Raw genomic sequence first — 15,989 nt, 5'->3', positions numbered from 1 at the left:
GATGGTTCGGTTGCTGCTAGCAATATGCTTTCTTCCTTGTGCCGTGATGGCCACACCATCTATGCACTCTTTATTGATCAATGGCGACTTTTTAAAGCCAATAACGGTCATGGAACAATTAGAGCAACAAGACGAAGGCACCATATGTGACTTTGATGTTGATGTTGAAGAAGGTTTGTTGGTGTATAAGATTTCTATGGTTAACGTAGAGACTCACCGAATCAATAAATACGAATACCGAGCCTTAGACGGTACATTATTAACTGAAAAATCGTCTGCTTATGCCTCTGATGATATTGGTCAAGTTAATGCGGCAAAAATGCTGCAAGCTAAGCATATGAAGTTTTCAGAATTAGTGACCCTCGCGATTGAAAACCAACAAGGATATTTAACACAGGCGGAATTGGACCACGATTTATCAATTAGTTATCTCGAACTAAAGTTACTCAATCAAGATAGTAGAAATACTATTGCTTTCGATATTGAGACTCTACGTCCACTACCTTTGCTCAAATGGGATTAAAGACTCTATGACTATGCGTATTTTATTGGTTGAAGATGATGCTACTACGTTAAAGTATGTAGCCGACGGATTTACGGCTCAGAAATATCAAGTTGATAGCGCGACTGATGGTCAAGAAGGCCTCACGTTAGCCAAGCATAACCAATATGATTTACTGATCCTCGATCGCATGTTACCAAAGCTAGACGGCTTAACATTATTGTCTGCTCTGCGTACCAGTGGTAATAAAACACCAGTACTTATTTTATCGGCATTAAGTCATGTTGACGAGCGTGTAAAAGGTTTACGTGCGGGCGGTGATGACTACATGACCAAGCCATTTGCCTTTGCAGAATTGTTAGTCCGTGCAGAAAAACTTGCGCAACGTAACGTGGTTGAACCGGCTGCCACCGAAATTGAAGTGGGCAGTTTAAAGATGGAATTATTAACCCGTAAAGTCACCCTTGACGATAGCGAGTTAATGCTACAACCAAAAGAATTTCAATTGCTTAAGTATTTGATGGAGCATCCTAATCAAGTGATTAGCCGCACATTATTATTTGAAGCTGTATGGGACTACCATTTTGATCCTCGCACCAATGTGATTGATGTGCATATTGCCAAGTTACGTCGCAAGTTTGAAGAGCTTGGCCATGGTGAGTTAATTGAAACCGTTAGAGGGGCTGGATATCGCCTTTGTAAAAGGCATTAAGCCTTACCAAAGTAGTGCGTGGCGGATCACGCTGATCTTCTCGACATTAGTAACCATACTCATTGTTATGTTGGTGCTTAGTCTCTATAGACAGTTAGTGATCGAGCAACAAAATCAAGTAGATAAACATCTAGCTGCAGAAATGCAGCGCTATCAACAGTTAGCATTAACGGTTAACCGTCGCAGTTTTGCGGCTCAAATTCGTGCTGCCGATCCTAAAACTGCACTGATTGCCTGGCGCAACAGTGTAGATATGGTGGGCGCATTGACTTTCTTACCCGAAAATATGCCACAACTGCCTGAAACGAAAGATTTCCCTATCTTTACTGGTGGTCCAGATAAACTGCATATTCTTACTGGTGGCTTAGTTATCACCCGTTATGGCCCAGTATTAATTGCTACACGTACCGATCAACTCGCGGCTTTAATCGAGAAGTTTATTAACGCTGCATTTTGGGCCGTTGCATTCACTTTAGGGCTCACGCTAGCGTTAGGCTATATTTTCTCAAAAGCCATTTTGAGACGACTGGTCGAATACAACCGTTTGAGTGAACAGATTGAAGCTGGACACTATGAAACCCGTCTGCCAGTAAGCGAAAGCCAAGATGAATTTGACATGCTGGCACGGCAATTTAATTTAGTACTCGACACCTTAGAGCAAAACTTACGAGCCGTTCGCGGGGTGACCGATAACATTGCCCATGATTTACGTACGCCATTATCGCATTTGCGCATTGGTATTGAGCTATTGTCGCAAAAACCTACAGCTGAACTTGCCGATGCCACTGCTGAGTTACTCGAAGAGTTAGATCACTGTTTGGGAACTTTCGATGCCATGTTATCGTTAACGCGCATCGAAGAAGGTCAGCAAACGCTTGATTTACAGCCGGTGAGTTTACAGCAAATCTGCCAAGATTTATTTGAAATGGCTGAGGTGATTGCCGAGAGTCACGACCAAGTATTGAGTATTAGTCTAGCAGATGATGTTCACGTGAATGGCGATAAGTATTTGTTGTTCCAAGCTTTGTTTAATCTAGTGGATAACGCGATAAAGTATTCACCTAATGGCGCCACGATTAATATTATTCAACACGGTAAACACATTCAAATTAGTGATAATGGACCGGGTATTATTGACGAGGATAAAGAGCGGGTATTCGATCGCTTAGTGCGTTTAGACCCTAGCCGCCATTACAAAGGCACTGGTTTAGGATTATCGATGGTAAAGGCTATTCTATCGCGTCACAAAGCGACGATTTCACTACTCGATAATAACCCTGGTTTACTCGTGAGTATTCACTTTAAATAACCTCGCAAGCCTCCCATTTAATCGTTGTTGGATAATATATGTACCAAGTGATCAGTGATCAAACAGACTTTATTGTCATCAGTAAATCCGTGAATGTTCATTTTCATAGCCAAGATGGCAATGCTGGAGTGATTGCACAGGCTGAGGCTGATGTAGGTTATAAGCTTTACCCTGTTCATCGGCTCGATACACCGACTTCCGGTTTATTGATTGTGGCTAAATCCCCTCAGGCTGCAAATGTGTTTACCAAAATGTTTACTGAGCATAAAGTTCAAAAATATTATTTGGCGATAGCTTGTGGTAAACCTAAAAAGAAACAAGGCTTGATTATTGGCGATATGGCTAAGTCGCGTCGCAGTATGTATAAGTTACTGCGAACCACAGAAAACCCTGCAGTGACACAGTTTTTTAGTCAGAGTATTGCCTCTGGTATGCGGATGTATTTACTAAAACCGCTGAGTGGCAAAACCCATCAATTAAGAGTGGCCTTAGCCAGTATTGGTGTGCCTATTTTAGGCGATAAACTTTATGGTGATGAGCTGAGCGATAGATGTTATTTACATGCCTATAGTTTGCATTTTACCTATCTAGAGCAGGTTTATTGTTTCCAGCAACTGCCTCAGTTTGGTAAGCAGTTTTTGTTACCTGAGTGCCAACAACTTATGATGAACCAATGGCAATCACCGAATGACTTATCGTGGCCTAGTAAAGACTAATCTCTGCCTATTACTCCTATCAGAGGTAAACTTAAGCTGCTGTCTCAATGCAATTACGGCCCGCTTTTTTTGCGCTATACATGGCTTTGTCGGCTCGCGCTAGAATATGCTTAATTGGTGTGTCCGGTGTGACAATCGCACAACCGATACTAGCAGTAATGGCAAGTTTATTTTCCCCTGTATCAATAATAAGGTCGGCAAGTACTTGCTGGCATCGTGAAGCCATTTGATGAGCTTGTTCTAGAGTGCAGTTTGGTAATAAAATCAGAAACTCTTCGCCGCCATAACGGCATAAAAAATCGTCATTCCGAATAACATTATTAATAGCATTCGCTGATTTCTCCAGCACAATATCCCCCATAGCATGACCCCAATTATCATTAATCGCTTTAAAGTGGTCTAAATCGATTAAGAGGATGCAGTAAGGTATGTTGGAAGTGTGCCAACTACTGTGGATGTGTTGTAATTGCTTATCAAGAGAATGACGATTCCAAATACCGGTAAGAGCATCACGGTTGGCAAGGGTGAGGATTTTTGTCACGAGCTTGTTGATGGAGTTACCCACAATTAAAATGTTAACAAGTAATATCAGTATGATATATACCCATAGTGTCGGTTTAGCATCAGCCGTGTTTAAGGTGGCAAAAACAGTGATTTTGTCTGGAAAAAATAACAGTATGATGGGCCTTAGTAGAAATAAACAGCCAATTAATGCTATTGGGATAACTAACCAGTTGGTAGCAAAAGCCGTAAATGTATCTCTAAATGCGTGTAAATGATCTCGAGCTAGCCCAAAAAATAATATTGATGCCGCTAAAGATAAAATAGAGACCAAATAAACGGCTTCGGTGCGCTGTGGTGTGACCAAAAGCATCAATATCGCCGCGATAGTGATGACGGTTAAATCGAATAATTTGCTACTGGGTAATCTGTATAGTCTTTGTGCACCCCAGCGAAGAGTACTCAGTCCAAGTAAGATCATTACATCAGCCGTGAACCAATAAAGGTAACTAGGTTGGTCTGTTCGTTGGGTGTAAAGCAACATGCCAATAAGTACGCATAAATTTGCTAATGAAAAATGAATACTTGCCTTAGGTGCAACTCTCATTGGATAAGCCATAACCCACCAAGAGGCGGTTGCTGCAGCTGCGAGTAAACACAATACTTGCATTAATATTTGTGTGGATTCATGTTCCGTCATAAAGGTGCATATAAAGGTAATTTCTTATTAAATATGCCATTGAGGCTAGTGTAAAAATTTTTTAATGGCAATATTTTAGTTTAATGTTTTCTATTTAACGTTAATTTAATTAACTGATGGTGGAAATCAATAAGATGGATTTACTTAAAATTTATGATGGCCAATGCTATTTTTTGTAACAAGCCTCTCTGGCAAGCCCTGGTCACTAGATAGCTAAATAAAAGCGTTTATTATCTAGAATAGATTTTTAGGCTGTTATTGGTTAAAGATGATGATGTGCATTATGAATTCTATGTTTGAGTTGATTACAGTTGCTGTGTTGACTTAACAGTTGATTCTTCCATTGAATCCATTGAGCAAATTGTATTGCGGCCTTTACTTTTAGCAAGGTACATAGCGTCGTCAGCGAGTTGTAATAATTGTTCAATACTGAGGTGGGTTTTACAGGTAGCATAACCAATGCTGAGAGTGGTATTGATATGGGTCTTCTGCCATAAAACCGTATTTTCATTGATTTTTTGCTGTACTTTTTCGGCCACTATTTGAGCTTCTTTTTTATTGGTTAATGGCAGTATGATTAAAAACTCCTCACCACCATAACGGCAAATGAAATCAATTTTCCTCAATGATTGTTGTAATATGTCGGCGGTATTCTTGAGCACCAAGTCACCCGCTAAATGACCGTAAGTGTCGTTAATGCGTTTGAAGTGGTCTAAGTCGAGTACCATTAAACTATATGCCAACCCATTTCGAAGCCATAGGGCGTCAACTTCTTCGAGCTTGTTCAATAAAGAGTGCCTGTTCCATAAACCCGTTAGCTGATCTTTATTGGCTAATCTGGCGACCTTGTAGACTAAGCGCGTCAGCGCATTACCAAACAATACTAGGTTAGTGAGTAGCAGTAATATGATGTAGCTCCACATGACTAACGATGAGTTAAGCTTGTCTGCTGCTGAAATGTTGGCAAGTTCATCGGGGAAAAGTAATAAAACACCTGCGCGGATGATAAACAGTAAGCCAATGGTGAAAAAAGGCACGTTAATCAACGCCGCATAATACAGCGGTAAGTGTTTTTTTACCGCCCGAAAATTATCAATACCACTAAGGGTGATGAACGTTGCTGCGGTAATACTCATTACAATAACTAAGTAGACTGCATAGGTCAGGGATGGTGGGACCAACAGCATTAATAATGCGGTGGTTGCCAGCAATATCAGATCAAATCGGTAAGATAAAGGCTGTTTAAATAAATGTTGGCAGCCCCAACGCACTAGAGCAAACCCCACAAGTATTGTCATGTCTGCCACAAACCAGTATAAATAGTTAATTGCTTCAGTACGTTGGGTATAAAGCAAAATGCCAATAAGAGTACAAATATTGGTAGCGGCGAAACACCAACTGGCTTTAGGTGCGATGCGTAATAGACTGGCAAGCAATGTCCAAGCTATGGCGCAACTTACTGCGATTAAGCTAAAAAATTGAACAAAAATAATACTTTGGTTATGTTCCATATGACTCATTAGTATCGTGAATAAGACTATTCCATAATTTGATATCAAAAGTGTAGCTAAAATAATAGGCTAATTGTCCTAGTTAACAAATTGTATCGTATACTATTTTTATAATAACTTTAGCTAAATTAATCAACTTAAATAAGGTAACTAAAATGGATTCTAATAAATTATTACTGGTGATTATTGCGATTTTACTGCCGCCTGTAGCAGTTTTGCTCAAAAAAGGCATGGGTAAAGACTTATTAATAAATATCTTATTATGTATTTTCTTTTTTGTACCAGGGCTTGTTCATGCTTTGTGGGTAGTCTTACAAGAATAATGTTTAATACCCTATGCTATTGATGTTGTTTGGTCACTGATAAGCTGGAATCTATAGGGTTTTAATCCGTTTGAGATTATAATTACCTCGTAGAAATGCTATCAAGTGACCAATATGAACCGTAAAAAGAAAATTAATCAAACTCTGAAAGCTAAAGCAAAAAAAGCCAATGCTAAGCTGCATGCTGCTAATAAATCGCCTTATATTGCCAAAGCAGAACGTGCACAGCTTGCCCAAGCTCAATTGGTTATAGCGCCAACAGCTGATTTAGCTGATAGCGCATTAAGCGACTCTGGCGCTGTACATTCGCCAGCACTGTAACACTATAGCGATGACCCTAGAGATGATTTTATCTACGGATTAACACCGCATACTTTACAATGTGGTTGTTTAGGTAAACGCATTTGCCTAAACTCCATGGTCATCGCATCAATCATTAACAACTTCCCCGTTAATGGCTCGCCGATAGCCGTGATGACTTTGATTGCTTCTGTTGCTTGAATGCAGCCAATCATGCCGACCACAGGCGCAAGAATACCTGCCTCAACACACGTTAATTGTTGTTCACCAAATAAAGCACTAAAGCATTGATAGCAAGGGCTGTCTTGTTGGTAGTCAAATACTGTAACAGTGCCTTCCATTCTAATAGCCGCGGCCGACACTAAAGGCACTTGGTGCTCAAAACAGCTTTTATTAAGCTGTTCACGCACTAACATATTGTCTGTGCAATCCAGAATTAAGCTATGTTGACTCACCAACACGTTAATCTCATCATCATCTAATAACGCATTAATGGTATTGATGTTAATTAATGGATTTAGCAGCATCAGCGATTGCTTAGCCGATTCAACTTTTGCTTGACCAATATTGGCGTCGTAGTGCAATACTTGGCGCTGCAAATTAGACAGCTCTACGGTATCAAAATCAACTAAGGTGATTTCACCAACCCCAGCCACGGCAAGGTATTGACTTGCTGCACAGCCGAGTCCGCCTGCACCAATAATTAATACTTTGGCAAGCTTGAGCTTTTCTTGGCCATCGATATCGATAGCCTTAATAGAGATTTGCCGGCTATAGCGCAGCATTTCATTATCAGTGAGTATTTCTTGATCAAGTGAATCCATACTATTCCTAACACAACACGTTATTAAAAGGCTCTACGGTGACTTGGGTGCCTGTTGGTGTGTCGCCTTGGAATTGATCTAATATCACAAAACAATTAGCTAAACTCATTGATGTGAGCATGCCTGAGCCCTGGCCGCCAGTAATCGCTACTTCAAGTTCGCCCAATTCATTTCGACTGAGTATGCCGCGTTGATATTCGACTCTACCAGGGTATTTACGTATATCGGTCAGTAACTTTGCTTGGCAAAATAACGGTTTAACAGGCTTAAGTCCCTGCATTTTATGTAAAATGGGCAACACGAGTTTATAAAACGTTACCATCGAAGAAACGGGATTACCGGGCAAACCGCAAAAAATAGCGTTATCTATTTTACCAAATGCGAATGGCTTGCCTGGTTTAATAGCGAGCTTCCAAAAGGTAATCTGGCCTTCTTCAGACAAAATCTGTTTAGTAAAGTCAGCTTCACCCACTGAGACTCCGCCAGATGTTAATACCATATCAGCCTTGCTGGCTGCTTCTTTAAATGCACCACGAATGGCTTCTTTATTGTCGGCTATTACGCCTAAATCAACCCAGTCAACATGACTTTTACTGAGTAAGCCTTGGATTGAATAGCGGTTAGAATCATAAATTTGTCCGGGAGCCAGTTCACTTCCTACAGGGCGTAACTCATCACCAGTGGAAAAGAAGGCGACTTTTAGTTTACGTGTCACTCTAACTTGGCTAATACCGATAGTGGCGAGTACGCCCATTTCAGCTGCGCGGATAGTGATGCCTTTGTGCAATACTTTGGTACCTGCAAGCAGCTCTTCACCGCGACGGCGGACATTAGCGCCTAATCGATGTGGGTGCTCGATGGTAATTTGATTATCGTCTGCTTGGACTTTTTCTTGCATTTGCACGGTATCAAAACCCACAGGTACAGGGGCGCCGGTCATAATACGAATACAGCTATTGGGTGATACTTGGCCATCGAAAGGGTGGCCTGCAAAAGAACTACCCACGAGGGTAAGGGTTGTTTTATCCTGTGATGCGGCTAAATCGGTAAAACGAAATGCATAACCGTCCATTGCCGAGTTATCAAATGGGGGTAAATCAATACTCGATGCTAGATCTTCCGCTAGCACTCTGTCGATAGCTTGGGTTAATGTGACGAGCTCGGTATCTTGGGTTGCTTCAACTTGAGCTAAAAGTTGCTCAATTGCTTGATCGGGATGAAGCAATGTTGGTTGAGCGCAAGGGTCTTGATTACTGGACATCAGAACTTCCTTAATGAATCGCTAAAATACTATCAACTGTATCTTGGCTGAAATAGGTCTTTGCTTTTAATGGTGCTTAGTATGCCATGATGGCACAAGAGTTTTATGATCACACTTAAGGTTTTATATTTTATGTCGAAAAATAACGCCAATACCGATTGGTACTTATACATTATTCGCTGTGCAAACTCGCATTTATACACCGGTATTACCACGGATATTTCACGTCGTTTTGGCGAGCATCAAGCCAGTGGTCCTAAAGCAGCTAAATATTTAAGAGGGAAAGGTCCGTTAACCCTAGTTTATCAAGAATCATTAGCTGATCGAAGTGAAGCGTCAAAACGCGAAATTGCTGTTAAAAAATATACTCGCCAGCAAAAATTATTATTGATTGAACAGTATGAGTTAACCTGTCCACGGTAACGATAAGTTACCTATATTTATAAGTTTTTCATATCAAAATTTTGGTTTACAGTTTTTTTACGACTAGACTGAAATGATGGAATCTCAATGGTTAATCCACAATGGTCAAGTCGTTAATGAGTGTTGCGCTGATCATGTGTTGCACTGCATTTCCTTCAGCGGCACAACAAGTACGCATTCAACCAGCTCAATCTTCAGAAAATACCACTTACCAATATTATTACGACTTGTTATAGCTGCTATTAACCCAAACCGCTGACGATTATGGCTCGGCGGATATTGTTGTTAGCAATGACCATCCACGCTTAGCGCAACGCATTACTCAAGGTTTAGAGGCATTCATTGCGACAGGTCAGCTACATGAGTTTATTGAGCAGTATGAAACAACTCGAGATATGTTCCCACTGAGTCGATATCGCCACAGTCGAATTTTTGACTTAACTAATTCACCGTTAGCGCCACAAACACCTTTTCAAAACCAAGATTTATGGATTGATTTACCGCATCCCACAAAAAACGCCGCAGCACTTGTGGAGTGATACGGCGTTATTTAATCTCATTGTCTATATAGCGTTGAAGCTTATTTAGACGCTCGCAACACCGGATACTTCATGTATTCGTTGTCATAATATGGGCTGCGTTGGTAAAACCAGCGTAATCTTGCTTGGCTATCTTTAGCAAAATCAGGATCTTTAAGCGCTTGATCAAACTCAGCTTGTAGAGCTGGGTTGTCGAGTAACATTTTTGCTGCTAAAGGCTCCACTGCATAGTCTTCAATGTATTCAGTGCGGGTAAAAATGGTATTGAACATTCCCCAATAAAACAATGAATCCTCAGCCTGAGGTTCAAGTAATAGCATTGCTAAGTCACCCAAAGGTTGGTCGGTTGGAATACGCACGCTACCCGTTGGCAGGAGAGTATTTATTTTGTGAATAGTCGTTGTTGCCGTTACCGTTTGATGACCTTCATAATCAGCACTTGAGAATAGTGGGTCGCTGAATTGATATTGCTGCGCGGTTATCGACGTTGGCTTATTCAGTTGTGTCATTCTAATGCCATGCAAAGATAAACGCTCAATAACGTTTGTCCATTGTGGCGGAATATAATAAGCCACAGGCCGAGTTACCGTGATATCTGCTTTTGTGTTAGCCACAATCGGTAAGTTTTCATATAACTTAGGCTCTCCAGTCCAGCGGACAACTTTGTCACCACTGATTGGGCTTTGCTCAACACGGTAATCAATCCCTTTAAAGTCTTTTCCTTCAGCTAAGGTTTCATTTTGCCAGTTGATGGTTAACTTACTTGGGTTACGATATTTGTCTTCATTAATCGCAGACTTTAGCTTGGTGCTATTTTTTGCCACCGTTTTAAGAGTTTGTTCAAGTGTAACGTAGGTACCAAGAACGCGTTGCTTATAAGGTTTAAGGCTATGGTTCTCTATTAGAATAGTCGGTAAATGACGAGCATCACCGTAACCATTGGAAAAGCGTGGGCTAGGGTTCCACAATGACAAGCCTTTAGTCATGTCTGTATTATCGTTAGCAAATACCAACTGGCCCGGAATGTGGCCTTGCTCTGTTAATGCATGTTCAACCGCTGGGCGGTAAATAGACTCTAACCATGTAAAAATACTTGGGCTATAGCCTTGTGCAACGTTGTAGCCAAAGGTGACATCGTATTGGTAGTCAATACCATCGGTCACATGGATATCAATGTATAAGTCTGGCTGCCATATATTAATCGCTTGAATGAGGTGCTGCATTTCTAGAGTGTCAGCTTTAGCATAATCACGGTTTAAATTAAGATTGTTAGCAGTAGTGCGCCAGCCCATATTAACCGGCCCGCGTTGATTTACTCGATTGAATTTGCTGCTCCGCTCGTGGGCATCGACACTGAAAATAGGAATAAACAGTAAATTAACGTTTTCAAGCAAATCGCGTTTGTTACGATGACTGATATCTCGCAGCAGCATCATACCTGCATCTTTACCGTCAATTTCACCAGAATGAATACCTGCTTGCACTAATACCGTTGCTTTACCGTTGTCACTTAATGCTTGTGCCGTTGATACCCCATCTTGTGACGCGATAATCATCCATATATCTCGCCCTTGGGGGCTTTTACCAATGCTGACTTTTTGCAAAACGTCAGTGCTGTCGACGAGTTTGTCTAACCATTCCATGGTGTCGTGATAGTTCGGGCTTGAAACATAACCTTGTTGCTCAAAAGGGGTTGCCCATGGTTGATCTGCACTTAACAGTAAGCTTTCACTGGCGCCTGACCAAGGATGAATTGGCGGTAGTATACTGTCGTTTTCGAGATGCGTTATTTGCTCTGCCGGTACTTGAGGAGCAGACACAGCATTGTTAGCATGAGTGAAAGTGGAACAGATGAGTAACGGACTAACCATTAAGCTAGCAAGCAAAAAGCGGCGCATGAATATCCCTGTGAATGGTGATGGTGTCGAAATACGGTAATAGCATCATAACACTGCCTATCAACAGTTTCAGTTGCTTTTACCCTTATAAATGAACTGGAACAGTGCCGATAAAAAATCCCAACCGAAGTTGGGATTTTTAAATTACATCGCATTAAATAAAGCGTTGCGAATAATGGGTAGCTTGTTTACACGTTAGGGCCAGCATTTTTGATGGCTTCAGACACTTTATATTTTGCAAAGTTATCACTGAACTCTTGTGCTAGTTGTTGTGCATATTTGTCATACTCAGCTTTATCTGCCCAAGTGTTGACTGGGTTTAACAAAGCAGTATCAACACCCGATACACTAACAGGCACGTTTAAATTCAGTTTATCGATATAAACGGTTTCAACATCTTTTAGCTCACCACTGACAATAGCATCCACAATGGCGCGAGTTGTCGGGATATCAAAACGTTTACCTACACCATGTGGACCACCGGTCCAGCCAGTGTTAACAAGGTAAACTTGGCTGCCAAACGACTCAATGCGTTTCATGAGTAGTTCAGCATACACTCCTGCTGGACGTGGGAAGAATGGTGCACCAAAACACGTCGAGAAAGTTGACTGAATTGCAGACGTTGAGCCCATTTCTGTCGAGCCAACTTTCGCGGTGTAACCCGATAAGAAATGATATGCAGCTTGTTCTTTGCTTAATATCGACACAGGCGGTAATACACCTGATACATCGCAGGTTAAAAACACTACTGCATGAGGTTCTGCACCACGGTTATCTTCTTTACGTTGAGCGATATGCTCTAAAGGATAAGCGGCACGGCTGTTTTCAGTCAGGCTAGTATCTTTATAATCAGGTACTCGATGTTCATCAAGCACCACATTTTCGAGTACGGTACCGAAACGAATCGCATCCCAAATCACAGGTTCATTTTTTTGGCTAAGGTCGATACATTTTGCATAGCAACCACCTTCGATATTAAATACGCCACCAGGTGCCCAGCCGTGCTCATCATCACCGATCAGGAAACGTTTTGGATCAGCTGAAAGAGTGGTTTTACCGGTACCCGATAAGCCGAAGAATAATGTGGTATCACTATCGTGGCCGACGTTGGCCGAACAATGCATGGGTAACACACCTTTAGCGGGTAATAAGAAGTTTTGCACCGAGAACATCGACTTCTTCATTTCACCTGCATATTTCAACCCTACAAGCAGTACTTTTCGCTCGGCAAAGTTCAGAATAACAGCGGCTTCAGAGTTTGTACCATCACGTTGAGGTTCACATACGAACCCTGGCGCATTGATGATTTGCCAGGTGTCTTTGTTACCACGATTAAAGGTTTCTGGAGCGATAAATAAATTACGTGCAAACAATTGATGCCATGCGAACTCAGTGGTTACACGTACAGGAATATAATGTTCATCATCAGCACCAACTTCGAGTTCAGATGTAAACAGTTCTTTGTCTGCAAGGTAGGCTTCTACCCGGCCCCATAATGCATCAAATTTGCCTGCATCAAACGGGCGGTTTACTTTGCCCCATTCAATGTCGGCTTCTGTATTTGCCTCTTTGACGATAAATCGGTCATTAGGTGAACGACCCGTTCTTTCTCCTGTCTTGGCCACTAAGGCACCATTTGCGGTCAGTTGACCTTCTCCACGAAGAAGCGCGATTTCTACTAACTGTGCTGTCGTAGGGTTGAGGTGAACGCGGTTAGATACATCCGCCATAGTGTTGATCTCCATGTCTTTTAGGTCGTGTTTTGCAGTGAAAAGCTATTGGGGGTTAGGTATTCAAACTTAGCTTGTTATTATTTTTGCGCGATGGCTATAAGCTAATGTAGGGATTGTAACGTAAGTTAATGCCGCGGTAACGAACAGTTTGGTAATTTTTTTGAAAGTTTTTGGCGTTTGATGTTTTCTTTAGACGGTTAAGGCATAAAAAAAGCGCATTGCGCGCTTTTTCTGTAAGTGGTTACGTTGTGGGTAACGACATTGATTACTGCTGTGACTGGCTGCTATGACTACCAGAATATAACGCTGCAATATCTATCTCATCAAAAGAGTACTTTGCTGTGCAATACTCACAATCCATCTCGATTTTCCCTTCCTCAGCTAGAATCTCTTCAACTTCAGTTTGGGGTAACGTTTTGATTGCTGCAGCACTGCGATCACGAGAACAGCTACATTTAAACGTAACATCAACAGGATCAAATAAGCGTACTTCTTCTTGATGATACAAGCGATGTAATACCTGTTCAGCATCAAGAGTGAATAACTCTTCTGCTTTAATGGTCGAGGTCAATGCTGAGAGATGTTCAAAGTCGTCAGTATTACCCGATTTTGCTGGTAATACTTGCAACAACATTCCTGCAGCTTGTTTGCCGTTAGCAAATAACTGTATTTGGGTAGGTAGCTGCTCTGATTGATTAAAATACTCTTCTAAGCAAGCTGCTAGATTGACATGGTCTAATGATACAATACCTTGATAACGTTCACCTTCATCAGGCGTTAACGTAATGACCATGTAACCTTTACCGAACATTTGTTGCAAGCTTGCATCGGCAGCAATATCACCGTTCCAACGTGCTACACCGCGTAATACTTGCTTATTGTTACCATTAATTACCGCTAAAGAAACCGGGCCATCGCCTTGTAACTGCACGCTAATGTCACCGCTAAACTTGATAGTTGCCGTGAGTAATGATGTTGCGGCCATTAACTCGCCGATTAGGGCTTGTAAGGCAACCGGATAGATATGTGCAGAAAGCACTTCTTGGTAACTGCTTTCTAATTGGACTATCTCGCCTCGCACATCGGCATTATCAAAAATGTAGCGATGTAAAATATCGTTGTTCATTTGCATTCTCTTACTTTTTGGGCGCCTAGTAATCTTTTAAGCGCATAATCTGTCGTCGTTGTTTTTTATCCGGTTTATGGTCTGGTGCCGGATTGTTCAAAATATTTAGCCGTCGGGCTTCAGCGTTTATAATCCGTTTGCTAATACTCTCTGGTGTTTCTTCGTATAGGGTTTGCGCTACATTAGCACTTTGTCTATGGCCAGATAATTGAAGGACAATAATCTCTTTATCATCATTACCTTGGCGAAGGCGGATTTTTGCACCCGCTTCAGCATTCTTACTGGATTTAGTCCGTTGACCGTTGTAATGTACTTTACCGCCATTGATCATGTCTTTTGCGATAGCGCGAGTTTTATAAAAACGTGCCGCCCATAACCATTTGTCGAGCCGAATAACGCTTTTTTCGGGCTGATTTTGAGTCACATGACCTCCAAAACAGGGATGATTTCACAGACTGAGTAACCTAACTGCCATACAATGCGTGTATTATCGTAATAGAGGGCAATATTATGGCTCTTTTTATGGGCGCAAAGTTAGCATATTTGATGGAGATTCGCCAATCGATATGCTCTGGGGTTGTTGCTTTATCCTGTGTGGGTTAGCATGACGGCTACACATATATTTTCGCATTTTATTAACAATTAGAACAGAGACCTGTACCAAGTCGTATAGAGGGTCCAATAACATATGGATTTATTAGATAAACTGATCACCAACGCTGCAAAAATACCACATAAGCTATTGAGTATGATTGTATTTTGGCTTGGACTGGTCATTGTGTTGCTACTCGCTGCACAGATCACATGGAAGTTGATGCCAGTATCATCGCAGTCTGCGGTGTGGCAACCATCCCCCATCTCAGCAGGCACTGCAAAGCGTATTGAGCTTGCCGGTGTACGTAACCTATTGCTTTTTGGTCGCTTAGACAACAATAGCAATAAACCCAAAGCTGAAGTCGTAGAGCAAATCACCGATGCGCCTAAAACAAACTTGTCTATTCAATTGACAGGGGTTGTTGCGTCTACCGAAGAAGCCCAAGGTTTAGCGGTTATTGAATCAAGTGGGCAACAAGAAACTTATGGTTTAGGCGATAAAATCAAAGGGACTTCTGCTTCTTTAAAAGAGGTTTATGCTGACCGGATTATTATCAGTAATGGTGGTCGTTACGAAACCTTAATGCTTGATGGTCTTCAATACACCACACAAGGTGCAGCAAACTCACAGCTACAACAAGCCAAGGTCGATCAACAGGTAACCCGAGTTGATCGTCGTGATAATCAACGTTTTTCTGAAGATTTGTCTAATTCTCGTGATGAGTTGTTAGCAGACCCAAGTAAAATTACAGACTTTTTAGCTATTTCACCGGTACGTAATGGCGATGAATTAGCGGGTTACCGTTTAAATCCTGGTAAAGATGTCGCGTTGTTTAAGCAAGCGGGTTTTCAGGCTAATGATTTAGCAAAATCAATAAATGGATTTGATCTGACCGATATGGGTCAGGCATTAGAAGTGATGGCACAACTGCCTGAGCTCACCGAAATGGCTGTCATGGTTGAGCGTGAAGGGCAGTTGGTCGAAATCATGTTTAGTTTGCCAGAATAATTTGGCGT

At 41.5% G+C, this 15,989-nt stretch carries 17 protein-coding genes; 9 read left to right on the top strand and 8 right to left on the bottom strand.

Annotated elements, in window-relative coordinates; all coding sequences use genetic code 11:
- Positions 1-46 precede the first annotated feature (46 nt).
- The 4 genes from CXF88_RS13965 to CXF88_RS13950 all read left to right on the top strand — a co-directional run bounded on the left by CXF88_RS13965 (position 47) and on the right by CXF88_RS13950 (position 3,239).
- On the top strand, positions 47-523 hold the full coding sequence (locus tag CXF88_RS13965) for a hypothetical protein (protein ID WP_242445167.1): 477 nt from the start codon (positions 47-49) through the stop codon (positions 521-523).
- 13 nt (positions 524-536) lie between these two features.
- The gene (locus CXF88_RS13960) at positions 537-1,214 is read left to right on the top strand and encodes a response regulator transcription factor (RefSeq protein ID WP_041413271.1); all 678 of its coding nucleotides are present in this window, start codon (positions 537-539) and stop codon (positions 1,212-1,214) included.
- 67 nt (positions 1,215-1,281) lie between these two features.
- The gene (locus CXF88_RS13955) at positions 1,282-2,523 is read left to right on the top strand and encodes a HAMP domain-containing sensor histidine kinase (protein WP_101087467.1); all 1,242 of its coding nucleotides are present in this window, start codon (positions 1,282-1,284) and stop codon (positions 2,521-2,523) included.
- A gap of 38 nt (positions 2,524-2,561) precedes the next feature.
- Positions 2,562-3,239, top strand: coding sequence for a TIGR01621 family pseudouridine synthase (locus CXF88_RS13950; protein WP_101087422.1), 678 nt, complete (start codon positions 2,562-2,564; stop codon positions 3,237-3,239).
- 31 nt (positions 3,240-3,270) lie between these two features.
- On the opposite strand, the gene CXF88_RS13945 is transcribed toward CXF88_RS13950, so the two are convergent.
- Positions 3,271-4,440 carry a GGDEF domain-containing protein gene (locus tag CXF88_RS13945; protein ID WP_101087421.1) on the bottom strand — a complete coding sequence of 390 codons (1,170 nt, stop codon included), beginning with the start codon at positions 4,438-4,440 and terminating at the stop codon, positions 3,271-3,273.
- Between the two features lie 305 nt (positions 4,441-4,745).
- Positions 4,746-5,951, bottom strand: a complete 1,206-nt coding sequence (locus CXF88_RS13940; RefSeq protein ID WP_157822802.1) for a GGDEF domain-containing protein — start codon at positions 5,949-5,951, stop codon at positions 4,746-4,748.
- Positions 5,952-6,106: 155 nt separating this feature from the next.
- On the opposite strand from CXF88_RS13940, the gene CXF88_RS13935 reads away from it, so the two are divergent.
- Positions 6,107-6,274, top strand: coding sequence for a YqaE/Pmp3 family membrane protein (locus tag CXF88_RS13935; RefSeq protein ID WP_011635586.1), 168 nt, complete (start codon positions 6,107-6,109; stop codon positions 6,272-6,274).
- Positions 6,275-6,388: 114 nt separating this feature from the next.
- Entirely contained in the window at positions 6,389-6,595 is a 207-nt protein-coding gene (locus tag CXF88_RS13930; protein WP_101087419.1) for a DUF2986 domain-containing protein, read from the top strand.
- Positions 6,596-6,627: 32 nt separating this feature from the next.
- Here CXF88_RS13930 and moeB read toward each other — a convergent pair whose 3' ends face one another.
- Together moeB and moeA are read right to left on the bottom strand one after the other, a co-directional pair.
- Entirely contained in the window at positions 6,628-7,398 is a 771-nt protein-coding gene (gene moeB / locus CXF88_RS13925; RefSeq protein ID WP_011635588.1) for a molybdopterin-synthase adenylyltransferase MoeB, read from the bottom strand.
- Between the two features lie 7 nt (positions 7,399-7,405).
- Positions 7,406-8,659, bottom strand: a complete 1,254-nt coding sequence (moeA, locus tag CXF88_RS13920; protein WP_101087418.1) for a molybdopterin molybdotransferase MoeA — start codon at positions 8,657-8,659, stop codon at positions 7,406-7,408.
- Between the two features lie 132 nt (positions 8,660-8,791).
- Here moeA and CXF88_RS13915 point away from each other — a divergent pair, with 132 nt between their 5' ends.
- Together CXF88_RS13915 and CXF88_RS22195 are read left to right on the top strand one after the other, a co-directional pair.
- Entirely contained in the window at positions 8,792-9,082 is a 291-nt protein-coding gene (locus CXF88_RS13915) for a GIY-YIG nuclease family protein (protein WP_242445166.1), read from the top strand.
- Between the two features lie 101 nt (positions 9,083-9,183).
- The gene (locus CXF88_RS22195; protein WP_277949093.1) at positions 9,184-9,318 is read left to right on the top strand and encodes a hypothetical protein; all 135 of its coding nucleotides are present in this window, start codon (positions 9,184-9,186) and stop codon (positions 9,316-9,318) included.
- A 344-nt stretch (positions 9,319-9,662) separates the two neighbouring features.
- Here CXF88_RS22195 and CXF88_RS13910 read toward each other — a convergent pair whose 3' ends face one another.
- The 4 genes from CXF88_RS13910 to hslR form a co-directional block, all read right to left on the bottom strand.
- A complete protein-coding gene (locus tag CXF88_RS13910; protein ID WP_101087416.1) occupies positions 9,663-11,519 on the bottom strand; it encodes a M14 family metallopeptidase in 1,857 nt (618 codons plus the stop codon).
- Positions 11,520-11,707: 188 nt separating this feature from the next.
- Positions 11,708-13,264: a phosphoenolpyruvate carboxykinase gene (locus CXF88_RS13905; RefSeq protein ID WP_101087415.1), complete on the bottom strand. Its 1,557-nt coding sequence runs from the start codon at positions 13,262-13,264 to the stop codon at positions 11,708-11,710.
- Positions 13,265-13,517: 253 nt separating this feature from the next.
- A complete protein-coding gene (gene hslO / locus CXF88_RS13900) occupies positions 13,518-14,378 on the bottom strand; it encodes an Hsp33 family molecular chaperone HslO (protein ID WP_101087414.1) in 861 nt (286 codons plus the stop codon).
- A 25-nt stretch (positions 14,379-14,403) separates the two neighbouring features.
- Positions 14,404-14,802, bottom strand: a complete 399-nt coding sequence (gene hslR, locus CXF88_RS13895) for a ribosome-associated heat shock protein Hsp15 (RefSeq protein WP_101087413.1) — start codon at positions 14,800-14,802, stop codon at positions 14,404-14,406.
- 264 nt (positions 14,803-15,066) lie between these two features.
- Between hslR and gspC the strand changes: the two genes are divergently transcribed.
- Positions 15,067-15,981, top strand: coding sequence for a type II secretion system protein GspC (gene gspC / locus CXF88_RS13890; protein ID WP_101087412.1), 915 nt, complete (start codon positions 15,067-15,069; stop codon positions 15,979-15,981).
- The last annotated feature ends 8 nt before the right edge of the window (positions 15,982-15,989 follow it).

Origin of the sequence: Shewanella sp. ALD9, assembly GCF_002836315.1 — a bacterium.
GTDB lineage: Bacteria > Pseudomonadota > Gammaproteobacteria > Enterobacterales > Shewanellaceae > Shewanella.
The sequence above is the reverse complement of the archived record's forward strand: the minus strand, read 5'-3'. Positions and strand labels throughout refer to the sequence as shown.

What these genes read in the sequence shown, in the direction of transcription:
- moeA (WP_101087418.1), bottom strand. Translation starts at nt 8,659, where the DNA reads ATGTCCAGTAATCAAGACCCTTGCGCTCAACCAACATTGCTTCATCCC.
- moeB (WP_011635588.1), bottom strand. Translation starts at nt 7,398, where the DNA reads ATGGATTCACTTGATCAAGAAATACTCACTGATAATGAAATGCTGCGC.
- CXF88_RS13930 (WP_101087419.1), top strand. Translation starts at nt 6,389, where the DNA reads ATGAACCGTAAAAAGAAAATTAATCAAACTCTGAAAGCTAAAGCAAAA.
- CXF88_RS13905 (WP_101087415.1), bottom strand. Translation starts at nt 13,264, where the DNA reads ATGGAGATCAACACTATGGCGGATGTATCTAACCGCGTTCACCTCAAC.
- CXF88_RS13945 (WP_101087421.1), bottom strand. Translation starts at nt 4,440, where the DNA reads ATGACGGAACATGAATCCACACAAATATTAATGCAAGTATTGTGTTTA.
- CXF88_RS13955 (WP_101087467.1), top strand. Translation starts at nt 1,282, where the DNA reads ATGTTGGTGCTTAGTCTCTATAGACAGTTAGTGATCGAGCAACAAAAT.
- CXF88_RS13960 (WP_041413271.1), top strand. Translation starts at nt 537, where the DNA reads ATGCGTATTTTATTGGTTGAAGATGATGCTACTACGTTAAAGTATGTA.
- CXF88_RS13965 (WP_242445167.1), top strand. Translation starts at nt 47, where the DNA reads ATGGCCACACCATCTATGCACTCTTTATTGATCAATGGCGACTTTTTA.
- CXF88_RS13940 (WP_157822802.1), bottom strand. Translation starts at nt 5,951, where the DNA reads ATGGAACATAACCAAAGTATTATTTTTGTTCAATTTTTTAGCTTAATC.
- CXF88_RS13910 (WP_101087416.1), bottom strand. Translation starts at nt 11,519, where the DNA reads ATGCGCCGCTTTTTGCTTGCTAGCTTAATGGTTAGTCCGTTACTCATC.
- CXF88_RS22195 (WP_277949093.1), top strand. Translation starts at nt 9,184, where the DNA reads ATGGTCAAGTCGTTAATGAGTGTTGCGCTGATCATGTGTTGCACTGCA.
- gspC (WP_101087412.1), top strand. Translation starts at nt 15,067, where the DNA reads ATGGATTTATTAGATAAACTGATCACCAACGCTGCAAAAATACCACAT.
- CXF88_RS13915 (WP_242445166.1), top strand. Translation starts at nt 8,792, where the DNA reads ATGTCGAAAAATAACGCCAATACCGATTGGTACTTATACATTATTCGC.
- hslO (WP_101087414.1), bottom strand. Translation starts at nt 14,378, where the DNA reads ATGAACAACGATATTTTACATCGCTACATTTTTGATAATGCCGATGTG.
- CXF88_RS13935 (WP_011635586.1), top strand. Translation starts at nt 6,107, where the DNA reads ATGGATTCTAATAAATTATTACTGGTGATTATTGCGATTTTACTGCCG.
- CXF88_RS13950 (WP_101087422.1), top strand. Translation starts at nt 2,562, where the DNA reads ATGTACCAAGTGATCAGTGATCAAACAGACTTTATTGTCATCAGTAAA.